Source organism: bacterium (assembly GCA_035505375.1).
Classification (GTDB): Bacteria; Hydrothermota; Tepidihabitantia; order Tepidihabitantales; family Tepidihabitantaceae; genus UBA2258.
Map to the genome: position 1 here is coordinate 44189 of DATJQV010000032.1, position 20366 is coordinate 64554.

A 20366-nucleotide genomic window follows, 5' to 3' on the forward strand; every position below is an offset into this window, starting at 1 on the left:
TCCGGATTAGCAATTAGGAATTCCCGCATTGGCCGTTCGTGGTGCCCTGATAACCTTCGAAGGCGTCGAGGGTTCGGGCAAGTCCACTCAAGCCGAGAGGCTCGCGAAGCGGCTGTCGGAGCTTGCCGTTCCGTGCTTTGCGTCGCGCGAGCCCGGCGGGACGGATATCGGCGAATCCATCCGCAACATCCTGCTCGACCCGAAGAACAAGGACATGCATGGTCTGACCGAGTTGTTCCTATATCTTGCGAGCCGGAATCAGTTGGTGCGAGACAGGGTTCTGCCCGCGCTTAAGGAAGGCAGAACCGTGATTCTCGACCGGTTCGGGGATTCTTCGATAGCCTATCAGGGCTTCGGTCGCGGACTGGGTGAGAAGCTGGTCGCGCGACTGAACAAACTGGCAACTGCCGACCTCAGACCTGATCTCTCGCTGCTGGTCGACGTGCCGGTAGATGTCGGGCAGCGCAGGAAGGCGTCCGGTGTCCTTGACAGACTGGAGCAGGAGCGGGTAGAATTTCATGAACGGGTACGCCAGGGCTACCTGCGGGTTGCCAGGCGTGCGCCCGGACGGTTCAAGGTCGTCGACGGAACCTTGACAGCCGGCGAGCTTGAGCCGTTGATTTTCCAACACGTCGAGGAATTACTGAAGCGAAAGGGTATCCTGAAATAATGAAGCGACGAGTAGCGCTGGTCGCGACTCTGGTGGTGCTGTGTCTGTGCCTGGGCGGATTGTTCGGCAAGCTCTGGGCACAAAAGACAGGAGGCCTGCTCGAGAGTCTGCAGACCTTCTCCCGGGTAGTCGACATAGTTATGTCAGACTATGTCGAGAGGATCGACCCGGACAAGATGATACGAGCGGGTATTCGCGGGATGCTCAGTTCGCTGGACCCGCACACCGAGTTCCTCGACGAGCGTGATTTCAAGGAACTGCAGGTAATGACCGAAGGGCAGTTCGGCGGGATCGGCATTCAGATCGGGATAGTGGACGGGCAGTTGACCGTCATCTCTCCCATTGACGGGACGCCGGCGGAAAGGGCCGGTATCAGAGGCGGGGACCGGATCGCCCAGATTGAAGGCAAGTCAACCGAGGACTTCACGACCGACGATGCCATCAAGATTCTGCGCGGGGCTCCGGGCAGCAAGATCAAGCTGGGAATCGCTCGCCCCGGGGTGAGAGATCTGATTCCGTTCGAGCTCACTCGAGCGATCATCAACATCAAAGCCGTACCGTATGCGGCGATGCTCGGGGATGGCATCGGATACGTGCGGCTGGCGGATTTCTCAAAGACGGCCACGGAGGAGTTGAGCCGAGCCATCGACTCGCTGTTCGGGGTCGGGGCGAAGAAGTTGATATTCGACCTGCGGTCAAACGGAGGCGGCCTGCTCGCCGAAGGGCGGGACGTGTCGGATCTGTTCCTGCCGCCGGGCGACGTCATCGTGCGGACCAAGGGTCGCATTCCGGACAGCAACCACGATCTTGACGCTGAGACCCGGGACGCGCACGGTGACGACTACCCGTTGGTCGTGCTGGTTGACCGCGCCAGCGCATCGGCCGCTGAGATTGTCTCGGGCGCTCTTCAGGACTGGGAGCGGGCGCTGCTGGTCGGCGATACGACATATGGCAAAGGTTCGGTCCAGACGGTTCATCCGCTTGGCCCGGACATCGCCGTCAAAGTAACTACGGCGTTCTGGTACACGCCGAGCGGGCGCTGCATCAACCGCCGGTACGACAAGGAGAGTTCGGTGATTCCGGACTCGACACAGGACACCACAAGGACTTATCACACGCTTGGCAAGCTGCACCGAAAAGTGTACGGTGGCGGCGGGATTGCTCCGGACGTTTACGTGGCTTACGCGAAGCTCAGTTCGCTTACGGCCCGCATGACCCGCGACGCTTTCTTCGACTTCGCGGTTGAATACTCCAACTCACATCCCGGACTGACTGGTGATTTTCGCGCGGACCAGGCCGTGCTTGACCAGTTCCGCGAGTATCTGAAGACGGCCAAGAAGCTCGATTTCACGCAAGCCGAGTTCGATTCATCCCGGAGCATCTTCGTGCGTGAAATCGAACGAGAGGTCGCGACCAGGCTGCTCGGGACGCGGGGCGACTACCAGGCACGGATGCGCTACGACGAGCAGGTGTTGAAAGCCATCGAATTGCTCAAGCCTGTCCATACTTCGGACGAGTTGCTGAAGGGGCTCAAGTAGCACCGCCCGAGTACCGACCGAAGTCTTGACATCGTGCCTGAACTTCCTGAAGTAGAGACGATTCGGCTCAGGTTGCAGCCGCTCCTTGTCGGACGGCGTATCGTGCGAGTGCGGGTACTCCGCGACGACATCGTCGGATTCCCCGGTGTCAGAGCCTTCGAGCGCGGCGCTGCGGGCCGCGAGATCGCGGATATCGGGCGACGTGGAAAGTACCTGATTTTGCGGCTTGACCTGGGCAGGGAGATCGTTGTTCACCTGCGGCTCAGCGGGCATCTCGAGGTGGTCGACCATCAGCGAAAGGTCGAGTACGAACGGGTAAGGCTGGAGTTGGACAACGGCACTGCGCTTTCCTTTGCCGAACCGCGAGCGCTTGGACGAGTCTATCTGGTTCAGCAAGGCAGATACCCGGCCGAACTGGCCGGAATGTCGAAGATGGGACCGGAGCCGATTCACGCTGGTTTCGATGCCAACTACCTGCGTGGACGGTTGCGCGGCCGGACAGCGCCGGTCAAGAATCTTCTGCTCGACCAGCGTATCGCCTGCGGCGTCGGCAACATATACTCGGACGAGGCGTTGTTCCGTGCGGGAATAAGGCCGTTGCGGAAGGCCGGCCGGCTGAGAGATGCCGAGGTTGCCCGGCTTGCTCGGGCGTTGACGGACGTGTTGAGAGACGGTATCCGGTGGTGCGGCACGACCTTGCGCGACGGTCGGTATCGTCTGCCCGAGGGCGAAAACGGTTCGTTTCAAGAGCGACTGGCCGTATTCGGGAGAGAGGGTGAACGATGCCGACGTCGCGGATGCCGTGGTTTGATCCGGCGTCAGAGGATCGGCGGCAGGAGTACCCACTTCTGTCCGGTCTGCCAGAAGTAGCGATGCGTGACGGAAGCGCCGAGGTTCATGGCTTGAGGGCCGTGTGAACGACAGCCCGCTCGAGATCATCTGCCACGCCGGCGCCGGCACAATTGATGACAAGCCGGCCTACGCCGCGGGCCTTACCGAGGCAATTGACGAGGGCTACCGTCTTCTGCGTCAGAGCGCCAGTGCGGTTGAGGCGGCAGTTTTCGCAGTGAGGATCATGGAGGACAATCCGCTGTTCAACGCCGGGACCGGGTCGGACCTGACGATTGACGGTCTGATTGAGATGGATGCGTCGGTGATGACACAGAGAGGCACGTTTGGGGGCGTAGCCGGCATCTACGGCGTAAAGAACCCGATCCTGGTCGCTGAAAAGGTCATGACTGAGACCGACCATCTGCTTCTCAGTGGTGCCGGCGCTACTGCGTTCGCGCGCAGGGAAGGATTTGAGGAATACGATGCCTTAACCGAGCGCGCGCAGATGCGGCTACGGCGAGTGCTCGATCAGGGCTCGAGGTACTTTCTCAAGCAGAATCAGCAGCGTTTTCCCGACGGCCTGCCGCCGACCGGCGAGGCAGACTCACCATCACGTAGCAAGATGGGCACCGTCGGAGCAGTGGCGAAAGACAAGCATGGCAGCCTCGCGGTCGCGACGTCTTCGGGCGGGATTGTCGGACGGATGCACGGCCGGGTGGGTGACGCCGCGATTCTGGGGGCGGGTACCTTCGCCGGTCCCAGCGGCGCGGTTTCCTGCACGGGTCACGGAGAGGAGATCATGCGGCACTCGCTCGCCCGCGACATCGTCGAACGGATGAGGACAATGCCGGCGTCAACCGCCATGGTGCTGGTAGTAGCCGAGGCCAGGCAGAAGAAGATTGCTTTCGGTGCAGTAGGCATCGATGCGAGGGGCGGCATGTGCTACGGTCATACGACTCCACATATGGCCTATGGTTACAAGGTGGCTGAGAGGCGATTTCTGTTCACGGAAGAGAAACAGAAGGCATGAAGATCGGGCGCCTTGTATGTCGAGTTCAGAGTTGCGGGCCAGTTCGCAGCAATAGCTGATTCTCTGTGTCTAAGTGTTTGATGCGCCGGTCTGCAACTTGGCTGTCGCTTGTGGGAACGGCCCTTGTCGTCGCGCTGGCCACCGCGCAGTACTCGGACTTCGGCGAGAACAAGGTGCAGACGCGCGACTACGAGTTCCAGACCTACGAGACTCAACACTTCCGTGTGCTGTTCTATCCGGGCGGCGAAGGACTGGCTGAGTTTGCCGCACGTTCAGCCGAGGAATACTATGCCAAGACTTCCGGTGACCTCGGAGTCGAGGTCGAAGGGAAGATACCGCTCATACTGTATCTCTCTCCCGGGCAGTTCAGCGAGACCAACGTAATAACCGACGTAATTGACGAAGGCGTAGGCGGATTCTCCGAGGTGATCAAGAACCGCATCGTGATTCCCTTTGACGGGTCGTACAGCAATCTGCACCATGTTATCGGGCATGAGTTGACTCACATCTTCGAGTTCCAGATGTACTACCACTCGAAGCTCGCGTCGTTGCTTGGAGCGGTCGACGAATTCGAGATTCCACTCTGGGTGACCGAGGGTTTCGCCGAGTATCAGTCCGGCTGGGTCAACATCAGTTCGGACGACTTCATGCGCGATCTGGTCATCAGCAACCGGCTGGTGCCGCTCGACAACCTGTCGGATGAGATGGGCTACCTGGTCTATCGGGAGGGCGAATCCTTCTTCCGCTACGTGGAGCAGAAGTACGGCCGCAAGAAAGTGTACGAGTTCATGCACGCGCTCCAGAGCAGACGCAGTGTCGACGGCGCGTTTGCCTCGACGTTCGGTGTCTCGGTCAAGCGCTTCAGCACGGACTGGGAGGAGTATCTGCGGGTGAAGTACTGGCCGCAGATAACCAGGCTCGACAACTTCAAGATTCTGGCGAAGCGTCTCACCAACCATGCGGAGGACGGGTCGGTGTACAACACGGCTCCGGCGATCTCGCCAAGTGGTACCAAGATAGTGATGATATCCGACCGGCTCGAGTATACTGATGTGTATGTGATATCCGCATTTGACGGCAGGGTCTTGAAGCGTCTGGTTAAGGGTGAAAGGTCCGGTGGGTTTGAGTCGATGCACCTCCTCCGGCCCGGTGCGGCCTGGTCTCCCGACGAGAACTCGATCGCAGTAGTGACGACAAGCGCCGGCCGGGACAATCTTGCGCTGGTCGACTACGAAACGGGCAAGGTCAAGCGCCGGATATACGGCAACCTCGACGCCATATACAGCCCGCGGTTTTCTCCCGACGGCCGGAAGATTGTATTTGTCGGTATCAAGAACGGATTCAGTGACATCTACACGGCCGACGTCGACGGCGGCGAGCCAACGCGGGTGACGTACGACGTGTACGACGACCGTGACCCGGTATTCTCGCCGGGCGGAGACTCGATCGCCTTCATTTCCGACCGGCCGGACGAGGGTGCAGTCTGGAGCCCCGGACAGTACGCGGTCTGGATCAGAGATACGTCCGGCGTGGTGAACAGGCTGACGGCCCGTGGCGGCGAGATCTCGCACCCGGAGTTCTCTCATTCCGGTCAGTATCTGCTTTACGCGGCATCGGACTCGGCCAGTAATATCTACGTCTACTCGCTTGCCACGAACCGCGTCGTCCGACGTACGGACCTGCTGGGTGATGCTTCCTACCTTACGCTCTCGCGCGACGACCGTAAACTCGCGTTCGCCTACTTCTCAAACGTCGGTTGGGACGTCGCCGAGATTCTTGACCCACTCGTGAACATACCTTCGGATTCAGGCAAGCAGTACATACCTCCGCTTGACACATTCAGATTCGACAAGAACGGGCTTGACTTCAGTCAGGTCAAGCCGGTCGGATTCAATCTCTCGCTTGACTATGCGTCAGGGGCAGCATCATACGGTACCGGTTCAGCGGGCGGGTTCGAGGGGCTGGTCGACATAGCGTTCAGCGACATGCTCGGCGACAGTCGATTTGAGGTATACACCGACCTCTACGGCAATATCCTCAACTCGGATTTCATCTTCCAGTACTGGTACCTGCCGCAACGGATTGACTACGGGTTCACGTTCTACCAACTTCAGGATATCCGCCGCTATGACCCGGGCTACATGCTCGAGGGAGCACTCAACCGGGGTTTGTCAATGCTGGGCGCTTATCCATTTAACCGCTTTGTCAGGGCCGAGATCGGCCCGACTGCGTACTACAGCAATGTTGAACGTGATACCTGGGTGAACTATCCCGAAGTGCCTGAACCGGGCTGGTACCAGGACAGCACGTGGAACGAAGTTGATTTCTACGGCGAGGCGGCACTGGTCTTCGATAATACATACTGGGACAACAACGGTCCGGCCCGAGGCACCAGAGCCAGGATTGGCCTCGATGCATACATCCCATTCCTTTCCGCAAGGCAGTCGCAGGATGTTTTCTTCGACGTCAGGAACTACCAGAGACTGGGGAGGCGGTTCGTATTCGCAAGCCGGCTGCAGGGCATAGCGAGCTTCGGTGCTGACGCTGACGAGTATTACGTCGGAGGGATCCAGTTCCTTGAATACGCGCCCGGACAGTTGGTGGTAAGGGGCTACCAGCCGGCTGAGTTCTACCAAGACTGCGGTCCCGAGGCCGCCGCCTTCAGCCTTGAGTTCCGCTATCCATTCATCGACCGGTTCAAGATGGCATTCCCTCTGCCCATCGAATTCGGAGGCATTAGAGGCGTGGCTTTTCTCGACGGTGGGATGGTCGCGCCCGGCAATCCCAACGATACATTTCGCTTGTGGAACAGCAGTCAGGGAAAGCTCGACAACCTGAAGCTGGGAGTAGGATTCGGGGCGAGGGTGACGATTTCCTATTTCCTGCTGAAGTTCGACTTCGCAAAACCGCTCTCCACCACCGATGACAACGGCTGGAAGTTCATCCTTGGGTTGGGCACGGATTTCTAGGTCGGTCCGGGGCCCACTGCCTGCTCTGTTCTCGCTTCTGGCGCTCTCCTGTGCCGGCGTTGTCCGAAACGCACGCCCGGTCGAGCCCGAACAAGCCGCTGCCGGCGCTTGGGGACGGCTGGCGCGCCTTCATTCATTCGCCTTTGCTTTGAGCTTCCATACCGACGTGCCGTTTCCAATCGTGGTTGCGTTCAACGGGGTACGCGATGAGTCGGACCGCGAGGCCTGGTCCGGCAACATGCGGCACAGGACCGAAGTGTCGCGGGTAGAGCTCAGGGCAGAGGGCCCTGACCAGTACGAAAAGGAGAAGGCCGGCTGGCACCGGACGATGCGTGGCGTGGAAACGCGTGTGCTGGAGCAGGGAGAAGGGGCCCTGGGCGACAGGTATTTCCGGTTTGCTGGCAGTGAGCGCGGGCGATATCGATTCACGTTCAGTCCGTACTTGCCGATACTCGACCCGACTCAGACCCGGAAACTCACCGGGGTCATGGAGGTCGATCCGTACTCCGGGCTGCCGCTGCGGCTGTACTGCAGCGACTCCACGAAAGCGTCCGAGTGGGAACTCAGGTTGGGACGGTTCAACCGAGCCGGATCGGTCGATGTTCCCTACGTGCCGGCAATGACCGTCGATGCCCGTCCTGCGATCGGATTGGATCGAACCGCCTGCGACCGTGCCGTGGCGACGATCAATCAGAGGTTGGCAAGACTCGGCTGGGACAATCGGAACCGCAGGACTCGAAGCGGCCTGACGCTGCTGCTGGGACAGCCCAAGAGCCGCCATCAGGTCGAGATGCTTTTCAGCCGCGGGAGTGTTGAGATATGGCAGGGGCATTGGGCAAACAGCCAAGAGACGAGCTCCACAGCCGGACTCAGCGATTCCGGACGAGCATTGGAAGTCGGAGGAGACGCTTCGCGTCGAGTCGTGCTCGAGTATCTGCTGGCCGGCAATCAGCGAATCAATGCCGACGTCCGGACGACGAGTCCGGTCGATGCCGAACTTGCCGTCTCACTTGCTGCGTCCGATACCGCCAGGCCGGCGGTACTTGTCGTGAACAACGTTGCCCTGTCCGCTGCCACCCCGGGCCGTGATGGCAGAGTGGTGTTTGCTGACATCGGCGGGGCGGATGACGTCAGGGTCATCGCCGCCCTGGCATCGAGCGGCGTGATTCCCGCAGGTTTCAGAATCACAGTTACGCCGTGAGCGGGCTGACGTCGGCCACACCGTTTGAGTTGCGTCCGCCGCCTTCTAAATTCGTCCTGGTGAAGCTAGCTGCGTTGCTACTTATCCTTGTCCCGACCGTGCTATCGGCCTCGGTCACCCTTGAGAAGTCAGGCGATGGCGGTATCACTTTTAGATACGTCCCGGGAAAGGTCGCGCTCACGGCCTGCCTGAGCGGGGGAAGCGCCATCAGTCTTGATGACGCGGACCACCTGGCCGAGCCCGGCGAGCCCGACTTGCCCGGCAAGCTCGTTCGCATTGGAATTCCGCAGACCGGCGGTGTGCGAATCAGCATCAGCACCGGCCCGGAGCATAGCGTACAAGGAGTCAGTCTTGCGAACGTTCCGCACATGTCGTGGGATCGTGATTCGGCGTGGTTTGACAAGCTACCGGCAGACTCCCGGCTTTCGTCTCCAAAACCCGTGGAAGCCGGACCGGCAGAGATACTGCGGAGGGTGCGTTTCGTGCCGCTCCGGCTCAGTCCCTGCAGCTACAACAAGGATGCCAATGCACTGACTTACTACGAATGGCTGGACGTGTCAGTCACTTTTGAGCAGAGGCCGCAGACACACAGCGATCCGGATCCGCTGGACGGTGCTGTCTCCGCAATGCTGCTGAACGGGAAAGAGGCGCTGGACTGGAAGCTCGATTGGCCCGCTGAAACTGCGTCACAGTTTGAGCGGTCGCCGTTTTGGCTCAGGATCCAGGTGGACACGACCGGCATTTACAGCATCAGCGGCCGCGAACTCGCCGCAGCCGGAGTCAGCCTGCCCGGGCTGAACCCGGCGACGCTTGCGCTGTACACGATTGGCGAACATGAGCCGAACGACTCATATCCGGACACAATGCGGCAGGTGCCTATTATCGTGCAGGGCGGTGAGGGCGGCAGGCTGGCCCCGGCTGACCGACTTATATTCTACGGACTCGCGCCTTCTCACTGGGTCGGAAGGTGCTCAGTCTACGTTAAGAACTACTTCACGCGGCACAACGTCTACTGGCTAACCTGGGGCGGGGCGCAGGGCAGCAGGATTGTTCCGGCCGTGAGGCCGGACACAATCGGTGCACCGGTAGTCGACAACGGCGGGGAAAGACTTCATCAGGAGAGGGACCTTGACTGCCCGGCCCGGTCCGGGCTCCTCTGGATATGGGCGCAGCTGTTCAAGGCATCAGACCGCGCCGCGACGGTGCTCGACGTGCCGCTGGACATTACCTACCCGGTTCAGGTCCAGCGGCTGTCCGGCAGATTTCTGGCCGACGACGACGGCAATCAGCTCTCGGTCTCCTTCAATCACCGTGCGATTGCCGCTTACCAGTTCGGTCAATCACCACCCTCGAGCCCATTCGATTTCTCAGCCGACACAGTCCTGCCGGCTAATTTCGCTTCGAACGTGCTGACATTCGAGCTGGGAGGCGACGGGGAAAAGAGCCTCTATCTCGACTATCTCGAAATCGGCTACCGACGACGGCTTTCGCTCTACCCCGGGCAGTTCCAGTTCCTGTCCGAGGACACCGGCAGGTTCTGGTTTTGTATCAAGGACGCTCGCGAGCGGCCGGTCGTCCTTGACGTTACCGACCCCTACACGCCAACGATGAGCGACAGCGTGGAATTGCTCGGGGACAGTGCCAGGTTCTGCTGGCGCGTGACCCGGCCCGCGGAGTTCGCGGTGGCCGGCGCAAGCCAATTCCTCAAACCCGCCGGCATCGAACTCCGCCATCCGGGACAGCTCCGCAGTCAGGAGTTGCGGGCCGACTACTGGATAGTCACACCCAAGGAGTTCGTGGTTACCGCACAGCGAATGGCAGGATACCGAACCGGACGAATCGCCGGAATACCGCACGCCGTCGCGAGAGCCGCGACGCTCGACGACATCGATGATGACTATGCCTTTGGAATGGAAGAGCCCGGAGCGATCAAGCGTTTCTTTGCTGACAAGCATCCGGCCTACGGATTGCTCGCCGGCGATGCTACTTGCGACTACAAGGGGATTCTCAGTAAGCGGCCGCCGGGCGTGCCTGCCTACGAGTACGGATTCGGGCTGAACCCGGACGCGTACGACCGGAGCGCGCTGGCATTCGACGCGTGGTATGCCGACTTCGAGGGAGATGGCAGCAGTCCCGACATGGCGCTGGGTCGGGTTACGTGCCGAAGCGCGGCCCAGCTTGGGCAGTTCGTGGACAAGCTGATTGCCTACGACGCGGAGCCGGCCGGACTGTGGAACAGACGGTACCTGCTGCTGGCCGACGATGAATTCCTTGGGTGGGACGACCCGAATAACCCCCGGTGGTGGGATCCAATCACATTCGGTCACATCGGGAATTGCGAGGCGATGGGGGCGTTGACCGGCAACGCGCTTGATCTGGTCAAGGTCTATCTCACCGAGTGGCCGTACGTGGAAATCAAGAACAAGCCCGGCGCTCATGCCGAGTTCATGCGCCAGATGGACCTGGGCGGCATCGTGCTTGCGTTTTTCGGACACGGGGCCGGGTACGATCTGACGCACGAAAGCGTCCTCAACATATCTCAGGTTCCTCAGATACAGAACGGCCATCGTAATCCGTTCTGTTTCTTCGGCAGTTGTTCGGTAGGGCGATTCGACGACACTCAGTATGAGTGCATCGCGGAGGAACTGGTACGACAGCCGTCCGGTGCGATCGCTGCGGCCGGCGCGACCAAGGCGACCACCGCCGGCTCAAATCTGGTGTTCGCCCGTGACCTCATGACTCCATTGTTCGCCCAGCCGGGCTCGACCATCGGCCTGTGTTTCTTGCAGGCGTGGCCGACCGACGACATCTACTGTTTGTTCGGCGACCCGGCAACTGTGCTTCGTCTGCCGCAGGTCTCGCCCCAGCAAATCTCCGTCGCCCCGGACACCCTTAAGCCCGGCGCCGGGTTCAAGGTGGCCGGCTCGGTGCAGGCCACCAAGACGAAGTTCTCCTGGCAACTCCAGGGGCCGAGACGTATTCGAACCTATCGTTCGTTCCGCGGCACGACCAGCTACCGATTATCGGGGCTGGAGCTGGCGCGCGGGACCGGCGATATCACGGCGGGGGCACTGGCCTGCCGGGGCACGTTCCCGCTCGGAGTGCCGCTGGATACCGTCTTCGTGCCCAACGGCAACTACGCGCCGATCCCGCAGTCGTGCTGCTTCAGCGGTTCGGCATGCGGTGATTCCGGCGTCATTGACATTCTGCATGACTCGATCGCGTACACGCGGACCGCGGCCGCGCTGCACGACACCGCCGGTCCCGCCGTCAGCTTCTTCTTGAACGGCAATCGGCTGGAGAACGCTGCGGTCGTGCCGTCAAAGTTCGTGCTGGATGGGGTGGTCAGCGACAGTCACGGAATCATGATCGCGCCGGTAGGCGGCGCAACACCGTTGTTCTACGTTGACGCTCCGACCAGCGCGGTTGATCTCACGGACCTGTTTGTGTTCGACGCCGGTTCGACGACGACGGCTCGCTTCCGCCTGCCGGTGGAACTCGCCGGACCGGCGGACTCGCTCTTTGTAACAGTCTCCGATAACCTGCTCAACCGGACCGTGGCCGGCATCACAGTCAAACCGTCGCAATCGGACATGCTGAAGATCGATTCCGTGCTTCCATATCCCGATCCGGTGAAGGCCGGCTGCCGGTTCACATTCACGTTAAGCCGGCAGGCCGATGTCCGAGTCAGAGTCTATTCCATGGCCGGTCGGCTGGTACGCGACCTTGGGCTCAGGCCTGCAGGCTACGGATACAACGAAATCGAATGGGACGGTCTCGACGGCGACGGCAATCTCCCGGCGAACGGCGTATACCTGTTTGTCGTAACTGCGCAGGCCGACGAGGCACCGGGCGGCCTGCAAAGGGTGACCGTGAGGGACAAGCTGCTCATTCACAGGTAATGAAGACAAAGCTCGAAGTAGAGGTCCGCATGACGAATTGTCCATATGCTGTATACGGCATGTGGTGTGCCGCAAATGACATTGCCTGCGGTCGAACTTGATTCGGGATTCGAGTTTCGTCAATTCGGGCTTTGCCCCCAGAAGCTTGACCCTGACACCTGCAGTCCTATAATTGTCTTGTGTTTACCAAGGAGAAGTCCGTATGAGGAAGAAAGCCTGCTGGCTCGCGCTGGTTTCTCTGCTTGGGGTTGCAGCCGCGAGCCAAAACCCTGGGGCAGTGTTCCTGGAAATCTGGCCTGCGGCCCGTCCGACCGGCCTTGCCGGTGCGTTCACCGCGGTATCGGACGACGCGAGCAGCCTCTACTATAACCAGGGCGGCATGGGGTTCCTGCAAGGAACCAATGCCACGCTGATGCACTGCAACTGGCTGCCCGGTCTGTACCAGGGCATGTACTACGAGTACGCCGGTCTTACGCACCAGTTGAAGGACTACGGCAACGTCGGCGTCAATATTGTCTATCTTACGACCGGCGAGACCGACGTAGTCAATGAGCGCGGCGACTTTCTGGGTCGTTACACTACCTTCGACGTGGCGGTGGCTGCCGGATACGGCTACAAGGTGCTGCCTAACCTCGGCGTCGGCGCCGCGGCCAAGTTCGTCTACTCATTCCTCGTGCCGGACTGGGTGTGGTCTTTGATGCCGGAGCTCGGCATCAGCTCGGGCGGAACCGGTGTGACGTGGGCGCTTGACGCCGGTGCGTTGTACAAGCCCTTCGACTTCCTGCAGGCAGGGATCGCACTATCGAATATCGGACCCAACATTGCCTACACCTCTTCCGGCGAATCCGACCCGCTGCCCAGGATGTTGCGCGTCGGAGCGGCCTACTACCCGGTGAAGAACAACGTCGTTTCCGTGGCGATCGTCCCCGAGGTCGAGAAGATCCTTGTCGGGATGTTCTACGATTCCACCGGTACCGAGTCGTTCAGCCGCAAGCTGCAGGTGGAGGCCCGCGATGCCTGGAAATCGTTCGGGGTCGAGGCGAAGTTCATCAACCTGCTGTCTGCGCGCGTCGGCTACTTCGAGGACCTGACCGGCCAGCGCGGCGGCATCGTCCTTGAGAAGGACGGCCAGACGTACCACTACGGTCTCGGGGACGTGCTGACCCGGAAGGGGCTCGGGACCTTCAAGTCCATCGGCCTCTGTCTGGGCGGTGGAGTCGAGTTCATGCGGTTCAAGTTCGACCTGAGCATGGACCAGTGGATTTACGATTTCCCGACTTCGAACTACAAATTCTCCTTCTCGTACCAGTTCTAAGAGCCATCGCCTACCATTCGATCGTTCATCGCACATCGCCTGCCGTTGAACGGATGAATGCTGCTCGAACCTGCCGCCACCATGTCTAATCTCACGGTCGTCGGTACGCAGTGGGGCGACGAGGGCAAGGGCAAGGTTGTGGACTACCTGGCCGGCCGCGCCGACGTCGTGGCCAGGTTCCAGGGCGGACCCAACGCCGGACACACGGTTCGGGTCGAGCGGAGCACATTTACCTTCCATCAGATTCCATCGGCTGTCCTCTACCCGAAAGTGGTCTGCGTTATCGGTTGCGGGTGCGTCATTGACCCGTACGTCTTCGAGCACGAACTGGCCGCGCTGCGCAAGCACAAAGTGCCGCTCGGTCAGCGACTGGTGGTCGACTGCCGGGCCCACATGATACTGCCGTATCACCAACAGCTCGACCGGCTGCGGGATGAGCAATCGGCCAAGCAGCGCATCGGTACCACCGGCCGCGGAATCGGTCCGGCTTACGCGGACAAAGTGAACCGCTCCGGCATTCGCGCCGGGGACCTGCTTTCCGAAGAGGTTTTCAACGACAAGCTGAAGCACAACGTGGCCGCGGCCAACTTCCTGCTGATGGACCGCTACAAAGCCGAGCCGATATCCTTCAAGGACACGGCGCACGAGTACTGGCAGGCCACCCGGCGAATCGCGAAGATGGTCGGTGACGGCAGTCTGATCATCGAGGACGCGCTAAGGCGAGGAGCCAGTGTGATGTTTGAGGGAGCGCAGGGCATGCATCTGGACATCGACTTTGGCACCTATCCCTATGTAACGTCCTCACTCACCTGGGCCGGCGGTGTCGCGCCTGGGACCGGCATCAGCCCGGTATGGCTCGAAGAAGTTGTGGGTATCGCCAAAGCGTACACCACGCGTGTCGGGCTCGGGCCCTTCCCAACCGAAATGAACGACGCCGATGCCGAGAGGTTGCGGGCTCTCGGCAGCGAGTACGGTGCCACTACCGGCCGACCGCGGAGGTGCGGCTGGTTTGACGCTCCGCTCGTACGTGTTTCGGTTCGGCACAACAAGCTGAACGCCCTCGTCGTCACCAAGCTCGACGTGCTCGATTCGTTCGATGAGATCAAGATCTGCCGCGCCTACCGGCTTGACGGGGTAGAGGTAGGCGAGTTCGATTCATTCCATGCCGAGCAACTGGAGCCGGTGTATGAGACGATGCCGGGCTGGCGGGAGAAGACTTCAGGCTGCCGCTCCTTTGCCGAGCTGCCGTTGCGGGCGCGGCGCTACCTGGCCAGGCTCGAAACGCTTTGCGGGTGTCCGATTGCGCTCGTCTCGGTCGGCAGCGAGCGCAGCCAGACAATCCCGTACAAATCGAGGAAACTCAGGTGGCTCCGAACGGCGTAGTTACCAGGTACCAGTTTCCAGGTTCCAGTTTCCTACTACTGGACACTGGTCACTGGACACTGGCCACTGGTTCTCCCTATGCCCAAGATTGAGCTGATGCGGCGGGTGCTGGCGAGCAACGACGCGCTCGCCGCAGCCCAGTTGCAGAAACTCGACCGCCAAGGCGTGCTCGGCATCAACATCATGTCCGGTCCCGGCGCGGGCAAGACCGCACTGGTTGAGCGGACGGCGGAGGCGCTGGGGCAGAAGTACCGGATACAGGTTATCGAGGGCGACATCCAGGGCGACCTCGACGCGCGCCGGGTCACGGCCAAGGGCGTCGGCTGCGTCCAGATAAACACACAAGGCGCGTGTCACTTGGACGGCCTGATGCTCGGGCCGGCCCTGGAGGGAATCGACTTCTCCAAACTCGACCTGCTGATAATCGAGAATGTCGGCAACCTCGTGTGCCCGGCCGAGTTTGCGTTACCGGCTCACTACAACGTGACCGTTATTTCCACGCCCGAGGGTAGCGACAAGCCCGTCAAATACCCGCTGATGTTCTCCAAGTCCGACGTGCTCGTCATCAACAAGATGGACCTGCTGCCCCACGTGGACTTCGACCTGCCCGCGCTCAAGAAGGTCGTGCGCAAGCTGAAGCCCGGCATCACCTTCATCGAGATGTCGGCCAAGACCGGCGACGGCGTGGACAAATGGGTCGCGTGGCTCGAACAGAAGCTCCGCGCCCGCCGCAAGAGCCGCTAGCCCGGTCCGTATTCAGCCGCCAAGATCCCGCCCCGTTCTCGATTCTCATCCCTTGTTTGGCCATAAGGCCGCCCCCAGACCTGTAGGGCAAGATTCGGAGTAGCTTGAGCTGCGATGCGCGTCGCAGCTCTCCTCGTAGCCATCCAAGAAACTCCACTCGTTGGTCAGAAGGTAACCCGCAGAGTAATCCTGGAAGGAACACGGACGGGAAACCGGACTGTAAGTCGGCAAGGAACTCCGGACGGAACCTGACTTGTTACTCGGCAAGGAACCGGACAAGGAACTCTACTCGTTGCTCGCGAAGTAGCGGAAGAAGTAGCGGTGGAAGTAACCGTAGAAGTAACCCGCGTCGTTCCTCGGGAAGTTGCTCCGGTCGTTACCTCGGAAGCTATGTGCGGAGCTACGGGGGGAGCATAGGAGGGGTTCGGGCGGGAAGTGTGAATAGTGAATTGAGAATACAGAAGTTAGGACAGGAATTGGCGGTTGCGGGAGAATGCGGTATACTACATATTCAGAGGTGATGATTGAGCCGCAAGACTGACGACTTGCCGATGACCAAGGAACTCGGGCTGAGGCTACGGTCACTCCGCAGAAGAGCCTCGCTGACCCAGGCTGAGCTGGCCGGACTTGCCGGCGGCAGTCTGGACCAGGCCTTGGTGTCGCGGCTGGAGTCAGGCCTTCACTCGAACCCCACTCTGTCGCTGGTGGCCCATTACCTGCGGGCGTGCCGGGCCAGCTTCAGCGAGATTGCCGACCTGCTGGATACGTACACGGCGAGGCCGTTGCTTTTGGAGCAGGAAGGACGCGAGGCCGTCGCCCGGGTGACCGAGGCGCTGCCTGTGCAGATCGGGAATCAGGCGCTGCACTACGACATCAAGACGACCGTGGCCCGCCGGGCAGAGCGCAAGCCGCCGCTTTCGTCAGAGGAGCGAGTGAAGCGGGTCGTGAATCTGGCAGCGGCAGCGAGCCGGCGCAAGCGACTCGACATCCTCGTGAAGTACCTTGAAGACGAGGTCGGCCACCGCCTTGCTGCCACCGAGCGGCAATACCTGCATCTACTTGCGCGCAAGTTCTGGGGCGCGCTCAGCTCGACGCGGGGCGGGCTCAAGCACGTGCGGCTCACTCGCATGGCGCGGGTTGTCGGCGAAGGTGTGGCCGCGCACGTGCTGTCCGAGAGAGACGTGAGGCTGGTGCGTGACCGCGTAGTCGAGCTGTTCAGCCGGATGGAAACGACCGGCGCGTTCGGTGCCGAGCCGCAACCGGCCAGTCCGCGCCGCAAACCGAGCTGGCTTGAGCGCCAGAAGAGAATGATGACCCCGGAAATGCTCAAGCGGCAGGCGTACATCGGCGAGGGACTGAATTCGGTGATGTCTGTGACCGAGATGATAAACCGTCCGGCCAGTGAGCGGGTTTCCTGGTACAACTGGCTCACCCTGCTGGCCAGCGCGGCCTATGACACGTTGCCCGGAACGCCGGAGCGGGAGCAGGTTCTCGAAGAGGCGCTCAAAGACCGGCCGGACCAAGACCTCGCCCGCAAGTTTGCGGAGCTGGCCCTCTCGGGTCTGGATCGGCAGCTGCATCGCGCCTAGGTCCGCGTTCGTCATTCTGCACTCTGACTTCTGGTCTCTGACTTCTGAATTCTCCGAAGTCCGCCACCCGCCCTCGACGGCCTCGACCGTTTCCTCCACCGCAAGTAGTCTACCCGACACTCCTCAGACCAGGAAAACGGAGGTCCCTGTTTTCGCGTGTCGCTGGGGATTCGGGTTCGCGACAATGAGCCGCGCGAGATGGGCGGAGCCCGGTTCGCATCACAAGACGGCTACGCGAGACCGGGGAACGGAAAGTCGAGGCCCGCACTGGACAATGGCAACTGGTAGCCGGACACTCGCGGCCCTTGGCCGCGCCTAACTCCTAGTTGCTCTCTGCCAACTGCGGCTGCCGCTGGCAGCCCGCGCTGTCGTCTACGATCTGGAATGACGCGGCGTTAGGAGCTCTTTATTGGTCCCCGAGACTCTCATCCCTCAACCGGAGCAGGTCCTCGTCGTAGGATTTGGATGCGGCCTTCATGTAGGCCGCGAGGTTAACAGGACTCCACACCTCGAAGAAGCTCCCCATACCCAAGAGGGTAGCGTCGCGTGAAACACCGGCTGCGTCGAGCAGACGCTTGGGCATATGGATGCGACCTCGCTGGTCCATCGAGACTTCGCTTGCCCCTGGCAGCCACACCCGCCTGAGGAATACGTCTTCTTTTTCGTACAGGTTTAGGTGCCTGCTCCACGTCTTCGCGTGCTCGTTCCATTCGGCGGCCAGGTGGCACTCAATCGAGTTGTTCGCGCCCCGCATCACAACCAGACACGCATCAGAATTGCTAGACATAGCCTTCCGAAAGGCTACGGGTATTGCGATTCTCCCCTTGGCGTCGACAAACTGGTGGTGTTCGCCAACAAAGAGCGTCTCGGGCGAGAGGGGTTTGCTCCTGCGCCGACGTCGCGTAGTTCCCCGTTCGGTCGGACTCGTGCGTGCACCAATTGGCACGCAGGTGCGCGAACTCTCCCGTGCATAGCTGTAGATATCATCGTAGGTCCGAACATCCACACTCTGGTATCTCGAGGCCTGCACCCTGCTTTCGACTGCGTCTACGTCCGGGCAGCGACGGCCGCAGACAAGAAGCGTCCTTGGCCTCGACACCATGATGCCAGCCGTGAGCTCAAACTTCCGTCGCGGTTCGTTCGATTCAAGCAAACCGGCGTAGTATTGAGCCTGGTGCGCCGTCGATATGACCTCGTCGGACAGACGCCACTGCCCTTCACGGTTGACATAGACCGGAGTTTGTGGTGGGGCTACGATCACGAAGTCCCAGAAATCGTCTCCCTGCATCCTGCGGCAGAAATCCACACGGTACGGCCGTCCGCCGGTACCGGCGTCAACCGTAACATCAGCTTTGAGCTGGACGTACCCCCCAAGCCCAAGGAACTTCGGGTAACGCAGGAAGAACTGCTTGACCTGTCTTGATGAGCGCGCGGCCCCGGACAGGAATGCGCGCTTGAAGCGTGCGAGCTCTAGGGGCAGGAATGCGCCCTGCCCGATCTCAAACGCCCCAGCCGGGTGAGAGACGGGGGCTGGGACCTCCCGCGTCGGCACGATCTGCTTGGTTGAAGCGAGGTTGGCTATACGTCCGTACGCCTGGGAGCGGCGGGAGGATTCGTCTCCGATCCTCGCCGCAACGATGCGAGCGACTTCTTTCACGAGTTGCTGAGCTGAACGATCGACGTCATCATGGTCGAACAAAATGCACTCGCGGCCCTGCAGCATCGCCATGTGGGTGAAGTCGTAATCGGCTGAGGCGATAGGCAATATCGGCTTGCCCATTCCCTCGGCACATCCCACCTCATGCTGTACATATGCTGAAGACTGGCTGTTCCGTGTGAGGAGCACGACCACGGCGTCGGAATTCGCTATCGCACGCTTGATCTTGTCAGCTATCGACCTGCCGGGCTGGGGGTCATGCTCGTAGGTGTAAACCGACACGCCAGCTGCTTTGATGTGTTCTGCGATGGATGAGGCGAGCCGTACGTCCTCAGCAACGTGACTCAGGAACACTCTGGGCGGCATTAAGGCCTAGTGGTGATGCTACGCATTGGGGCGTCCATCAACATGGCAGAAATAGCGGCCATCAGCCGGATCGCACCATTCGGGGGCTGAGTGCCAAGCGCGGGGCGGCATGCTGAACCGCGCGTGCAACTTCCCGCATTCCCGTCTACAGTCAGTTCTACAGGCCAGTGTAGTCGAAGGTGCCCGACCCGCCACATACGTGACAACCTTCGCGGTGAGTCCCGCTGGGCTGCCCGTTGCCCACGGAGATGAATCCGGCCTCGCAGCGGCCCGGACAGGCCCGTTCTCTCATGCAGGCATCGCACACGCAGACACTCCGCGTCCCCTTGTAGGGCAGGTAGAGTCTCTCTGCAGGAATGGTGACAACTCGTCCCTCATTGACACCGCACAAGCTACATATATCCATCGCAACCTACCTTAGATGTTAAGAGCTTAGAACTCCACGCAGACTCCCAGTCCGACCGCCCATCTTCGTTCGGTCCCGGCAGGATTCTCGGATTTGCGGGCGGGCGTGTCAAATGGCCTCCCGCGCGCCACGAATCACTTGCTGTGTTGCCGGGACTCTCACCGCCTGTTCGTGCCACGCTATGGCCATTAGTACGTCAACGCACGGGCGACTGAACCCAGACCCGCAAGGAAATAGTGGTAGCGGGTTTGGTCTGGGTTGGTTCTGTACAGCGCGCGAAGGAAGCCACCAGGTGTGCGTTCTCTTGGGAGCAACGGCCCCTTGCTGAGCATGCGTTTGCGGAAACTCGACAGGGCGTGCGTACCACGATGGGCAACTGCGTTTCGGATTACGCGGCAATCCTCAAGCAGTGCCATTTGTGTTACATCCAAGTCACAGAATGGCCTACCGTGGGCAAACAACGCTTCCGCTCGCGGGGTAGTCCACTTATCATATGGAAGCCAGTCCACGTACGGCCGCCCCATTCGAATGACGTCGAGGGCCGCACTCTGCGACGTGACCGTCGCACGGCGATGCACTCTCCGAGGGCACCCCCCAGTTAGGTATACCACGAAGATGTCTTCTAGGGCAAGCGTGGCGGAAATGCCGTTGAAAGTGAGCGCGGCTAGTGGTTGCGGATGAGTGAGTTAAGTCTGTTTTCTCTGCTGTATTCTCGTGCATGGCTACCTTGCATGAGAAGTCGACCTGCTGTCGAGCGAAGGTGTA

The 20366-nt window shown here is 60.7% G+C and carries 13 protein-coding genes; 11 read left to right on the forward strand and 2 right to left on the reverse strand.

Going from position 1 to position 20366, the window contains the following annotated elements; all coding sequences use genetic code 11:
* Positions 1–28 precede the first annotated feature (28 nt).
* The 11 genes from tmk (at position 29) to VMH22_05130 (ending at position 17172) form a co-directional block, all read left to right on the forward strand.
* Complete coding sequence (tmk, locus tag VMH22_05080; protein HTW91062.1) at positions 29–670, forward strand: dTMP kinase; 642 nt, start codon at positions 29–31, stop codon at positions 668–670.
* Positions 670–2208, forward strand: a complete 1539-nt coding sequence (locus tag VMH22_05085) for a S41 family peptidase (GenBank protein HTW91063.1) — start codon at positions 670–672, stop codon at positions 2206–2208. The genes tmk and VMH22_05085 overlap by 1 nt, the downstream gene beginning before the upstream one ends.
* A gap of 33 nt (positions 2209–2241) precedes the next feature.
* Entirely contained in the window at positions 2242–3078 is an 837-nt protein-coding gene (mutM, locus tag VMH22_05090) for a bifunctional DNA-formamidopyrimidine glycosylase/DNA-(apurinic or apyrimidinic site) lyase (protein ID HTW91064.1), read from the forward strand.
* A gap of 43 nt (positions 3079–3121) precedes the next feature.
* Complete coding sequence (locus tag VMH22_05095) at positions 3122–4069, forward strand: isoaspartyl peptidase/L-asparaginase (GenBank protein ID HTW91065.1); 948 nt, start codon at positions 3122–3124, stop codon at positions 4067–4069.
* Positions 4070–4179: 110 nt separating this feature from the next.
* Positions 4180–7038: a BamA/TamA family outer membrane protein gene (locus VMH22_05100; protein ID HTW91066.1), complete on the forward strand. Its 2859-nt coding sequence runs from the start codon at positions 4180–4182 to the stop codon at positions 7036–7038.
* A 148-nt stretch (positions 7039–7186) separates the two neighbouring features.
* Positions 7187–8239: a hypothetical protein gene (locus tag VMH22_05105; protein ID HTW91067.1), complete on the forward strand. Its 1053-nt coding sequence runs from the start codon at positions 7187–7189 to the stop codon at positions 8237–8239.
* A 59-nt stretch (positions 8240–8298) separates the two neighbouring features.
* Entirely contained in the window at positions 8299–12141 is a 3843-nt protein-coding gene (locus VMH22_05110) for a C25 family cysteine peptidase (protein HTW91068.1), read from the forward strand.
* A gap of 202 nt (positions 12142–12343) precedes the next feature.
* Positions 12344–13456: a PorV/PorQ family protein gene (locus tag VMH22_05115; protein HTW91069.1), complete on the forward strand. Its 1113-nt coding sequence runs from the start codon at positions 12344–12346 to the stop codon at positions 13454–13456.
* Between the two features lie 81 nt (positions 13457–13537).
* On the forward strand, positions 13538–14839 hold the full coding sequence (locus tag VMH22_05120) for an adenylosuccinate synthase (protein ID HTW91070.1): 1302 nt from the start codon (positions 13538–13540) through the stop codon (positions 14837–14839).
* 78 nt (positions 14840–14917) lie between these two features.
* The gene (gene hypB / locus VMH22_05125) at positions 14918–15583 is read left to right on the forward strand and encodes a hydrogenase nickel incorporation protein HypB (GenBank protein HTW91071.1); all 666 of its coding nucleotides are present in this window, start codon (positions 14918–14920) and stop codon (positions 15581–15583) included.
* 524 nt (positions 15584–16107) lie between these two features.
* Complete coding sequence (locus VMH22_05130; protein ID HTW91072.1) at positions 16108–17172, forward strand: helix-turn-helix domain-containing protein; 1065 nt, start codon at positions 16108–16110, stop codon at positions 17170–17172.
* A gap of 406 nt (positions 17173–17578) precedes the next feature.
* On the opposite strand, the gene VMH22_05135 is transcribed toward VMH22_05130, so the two are convergent.
* Together VMH22_05135 and VMH22_05140 are read right to left on the reverse strand one after the other, a co-directional pair.
* Positions 17579–19195, reverse strand: coding sequence for a TIR domain-containing protein (locus tag VMH22_05135; protein ID HTW91073.1), 1617 nt, complete (start codon positions 19193–19195; stop codon positions 17579–17581).
* Positions 19196–19352: 157 nt separating this feature from the next.
* Positions 19353–19601: a hypothetical protein gene (locus VMH22_05140; GenBank protein ID HTW91074.1), complete on the reverse strand. Its 249-nt coding sequence runs from the start codon at positions 19599–19601 to the stop codon at positions 19353–19355.
* Positions 19602–20366: the final 765 nt, after the last annotated feature.

What these genes read in the sequence shown, in the direction of transcription:
- VMH22_05135 (HTW91073.1), bottom strand. Translation starts at nt 19,195, where the DNA reads ATGCCGCCCAGAGTGTTCCTGAGTCACGTTGCTGAGGACGTACGGCTC.
- VMH22_05085 (HTW91063.1), top strand. Translation starts at nt 670, where the DNA reads ATGAAGCGACGAGTAGCGCTGGTCGCGACTCTGGTGGTGCTGTGTCTG.
- VMH22_05140 (HTW91074.1), bottom strand. Translation starts at nt 19,601, where the DNA reads ATGGATATATGTAGCTTGTGCGGTGTCAATGAGGGACGAGTTGTCACC.
- VMH22_05115 (HTW91069.1), top strand. Translation starts at nt 12,344, where the DNA reads ATGAGGAAGAAAGCCTGCTGGCTCGCGCTGGTTTCTCTGCTTGGGGTT.
- VMH22_05120 (HTW91070.1), top strand. Translation starts at nt 13,538, where the DNA reads ATGTCTAATCTCACGGTCGTCGGTACGCAGTGGGGCGACGAGGGCAAG.
- hypB (HTW91071.1), top strand. Translation starts at nt 14,918, where the DNA reads ATGCCCAAGATTGAGCTGATGCGGCGGGTGCTGGCGAGCAACGACGCG.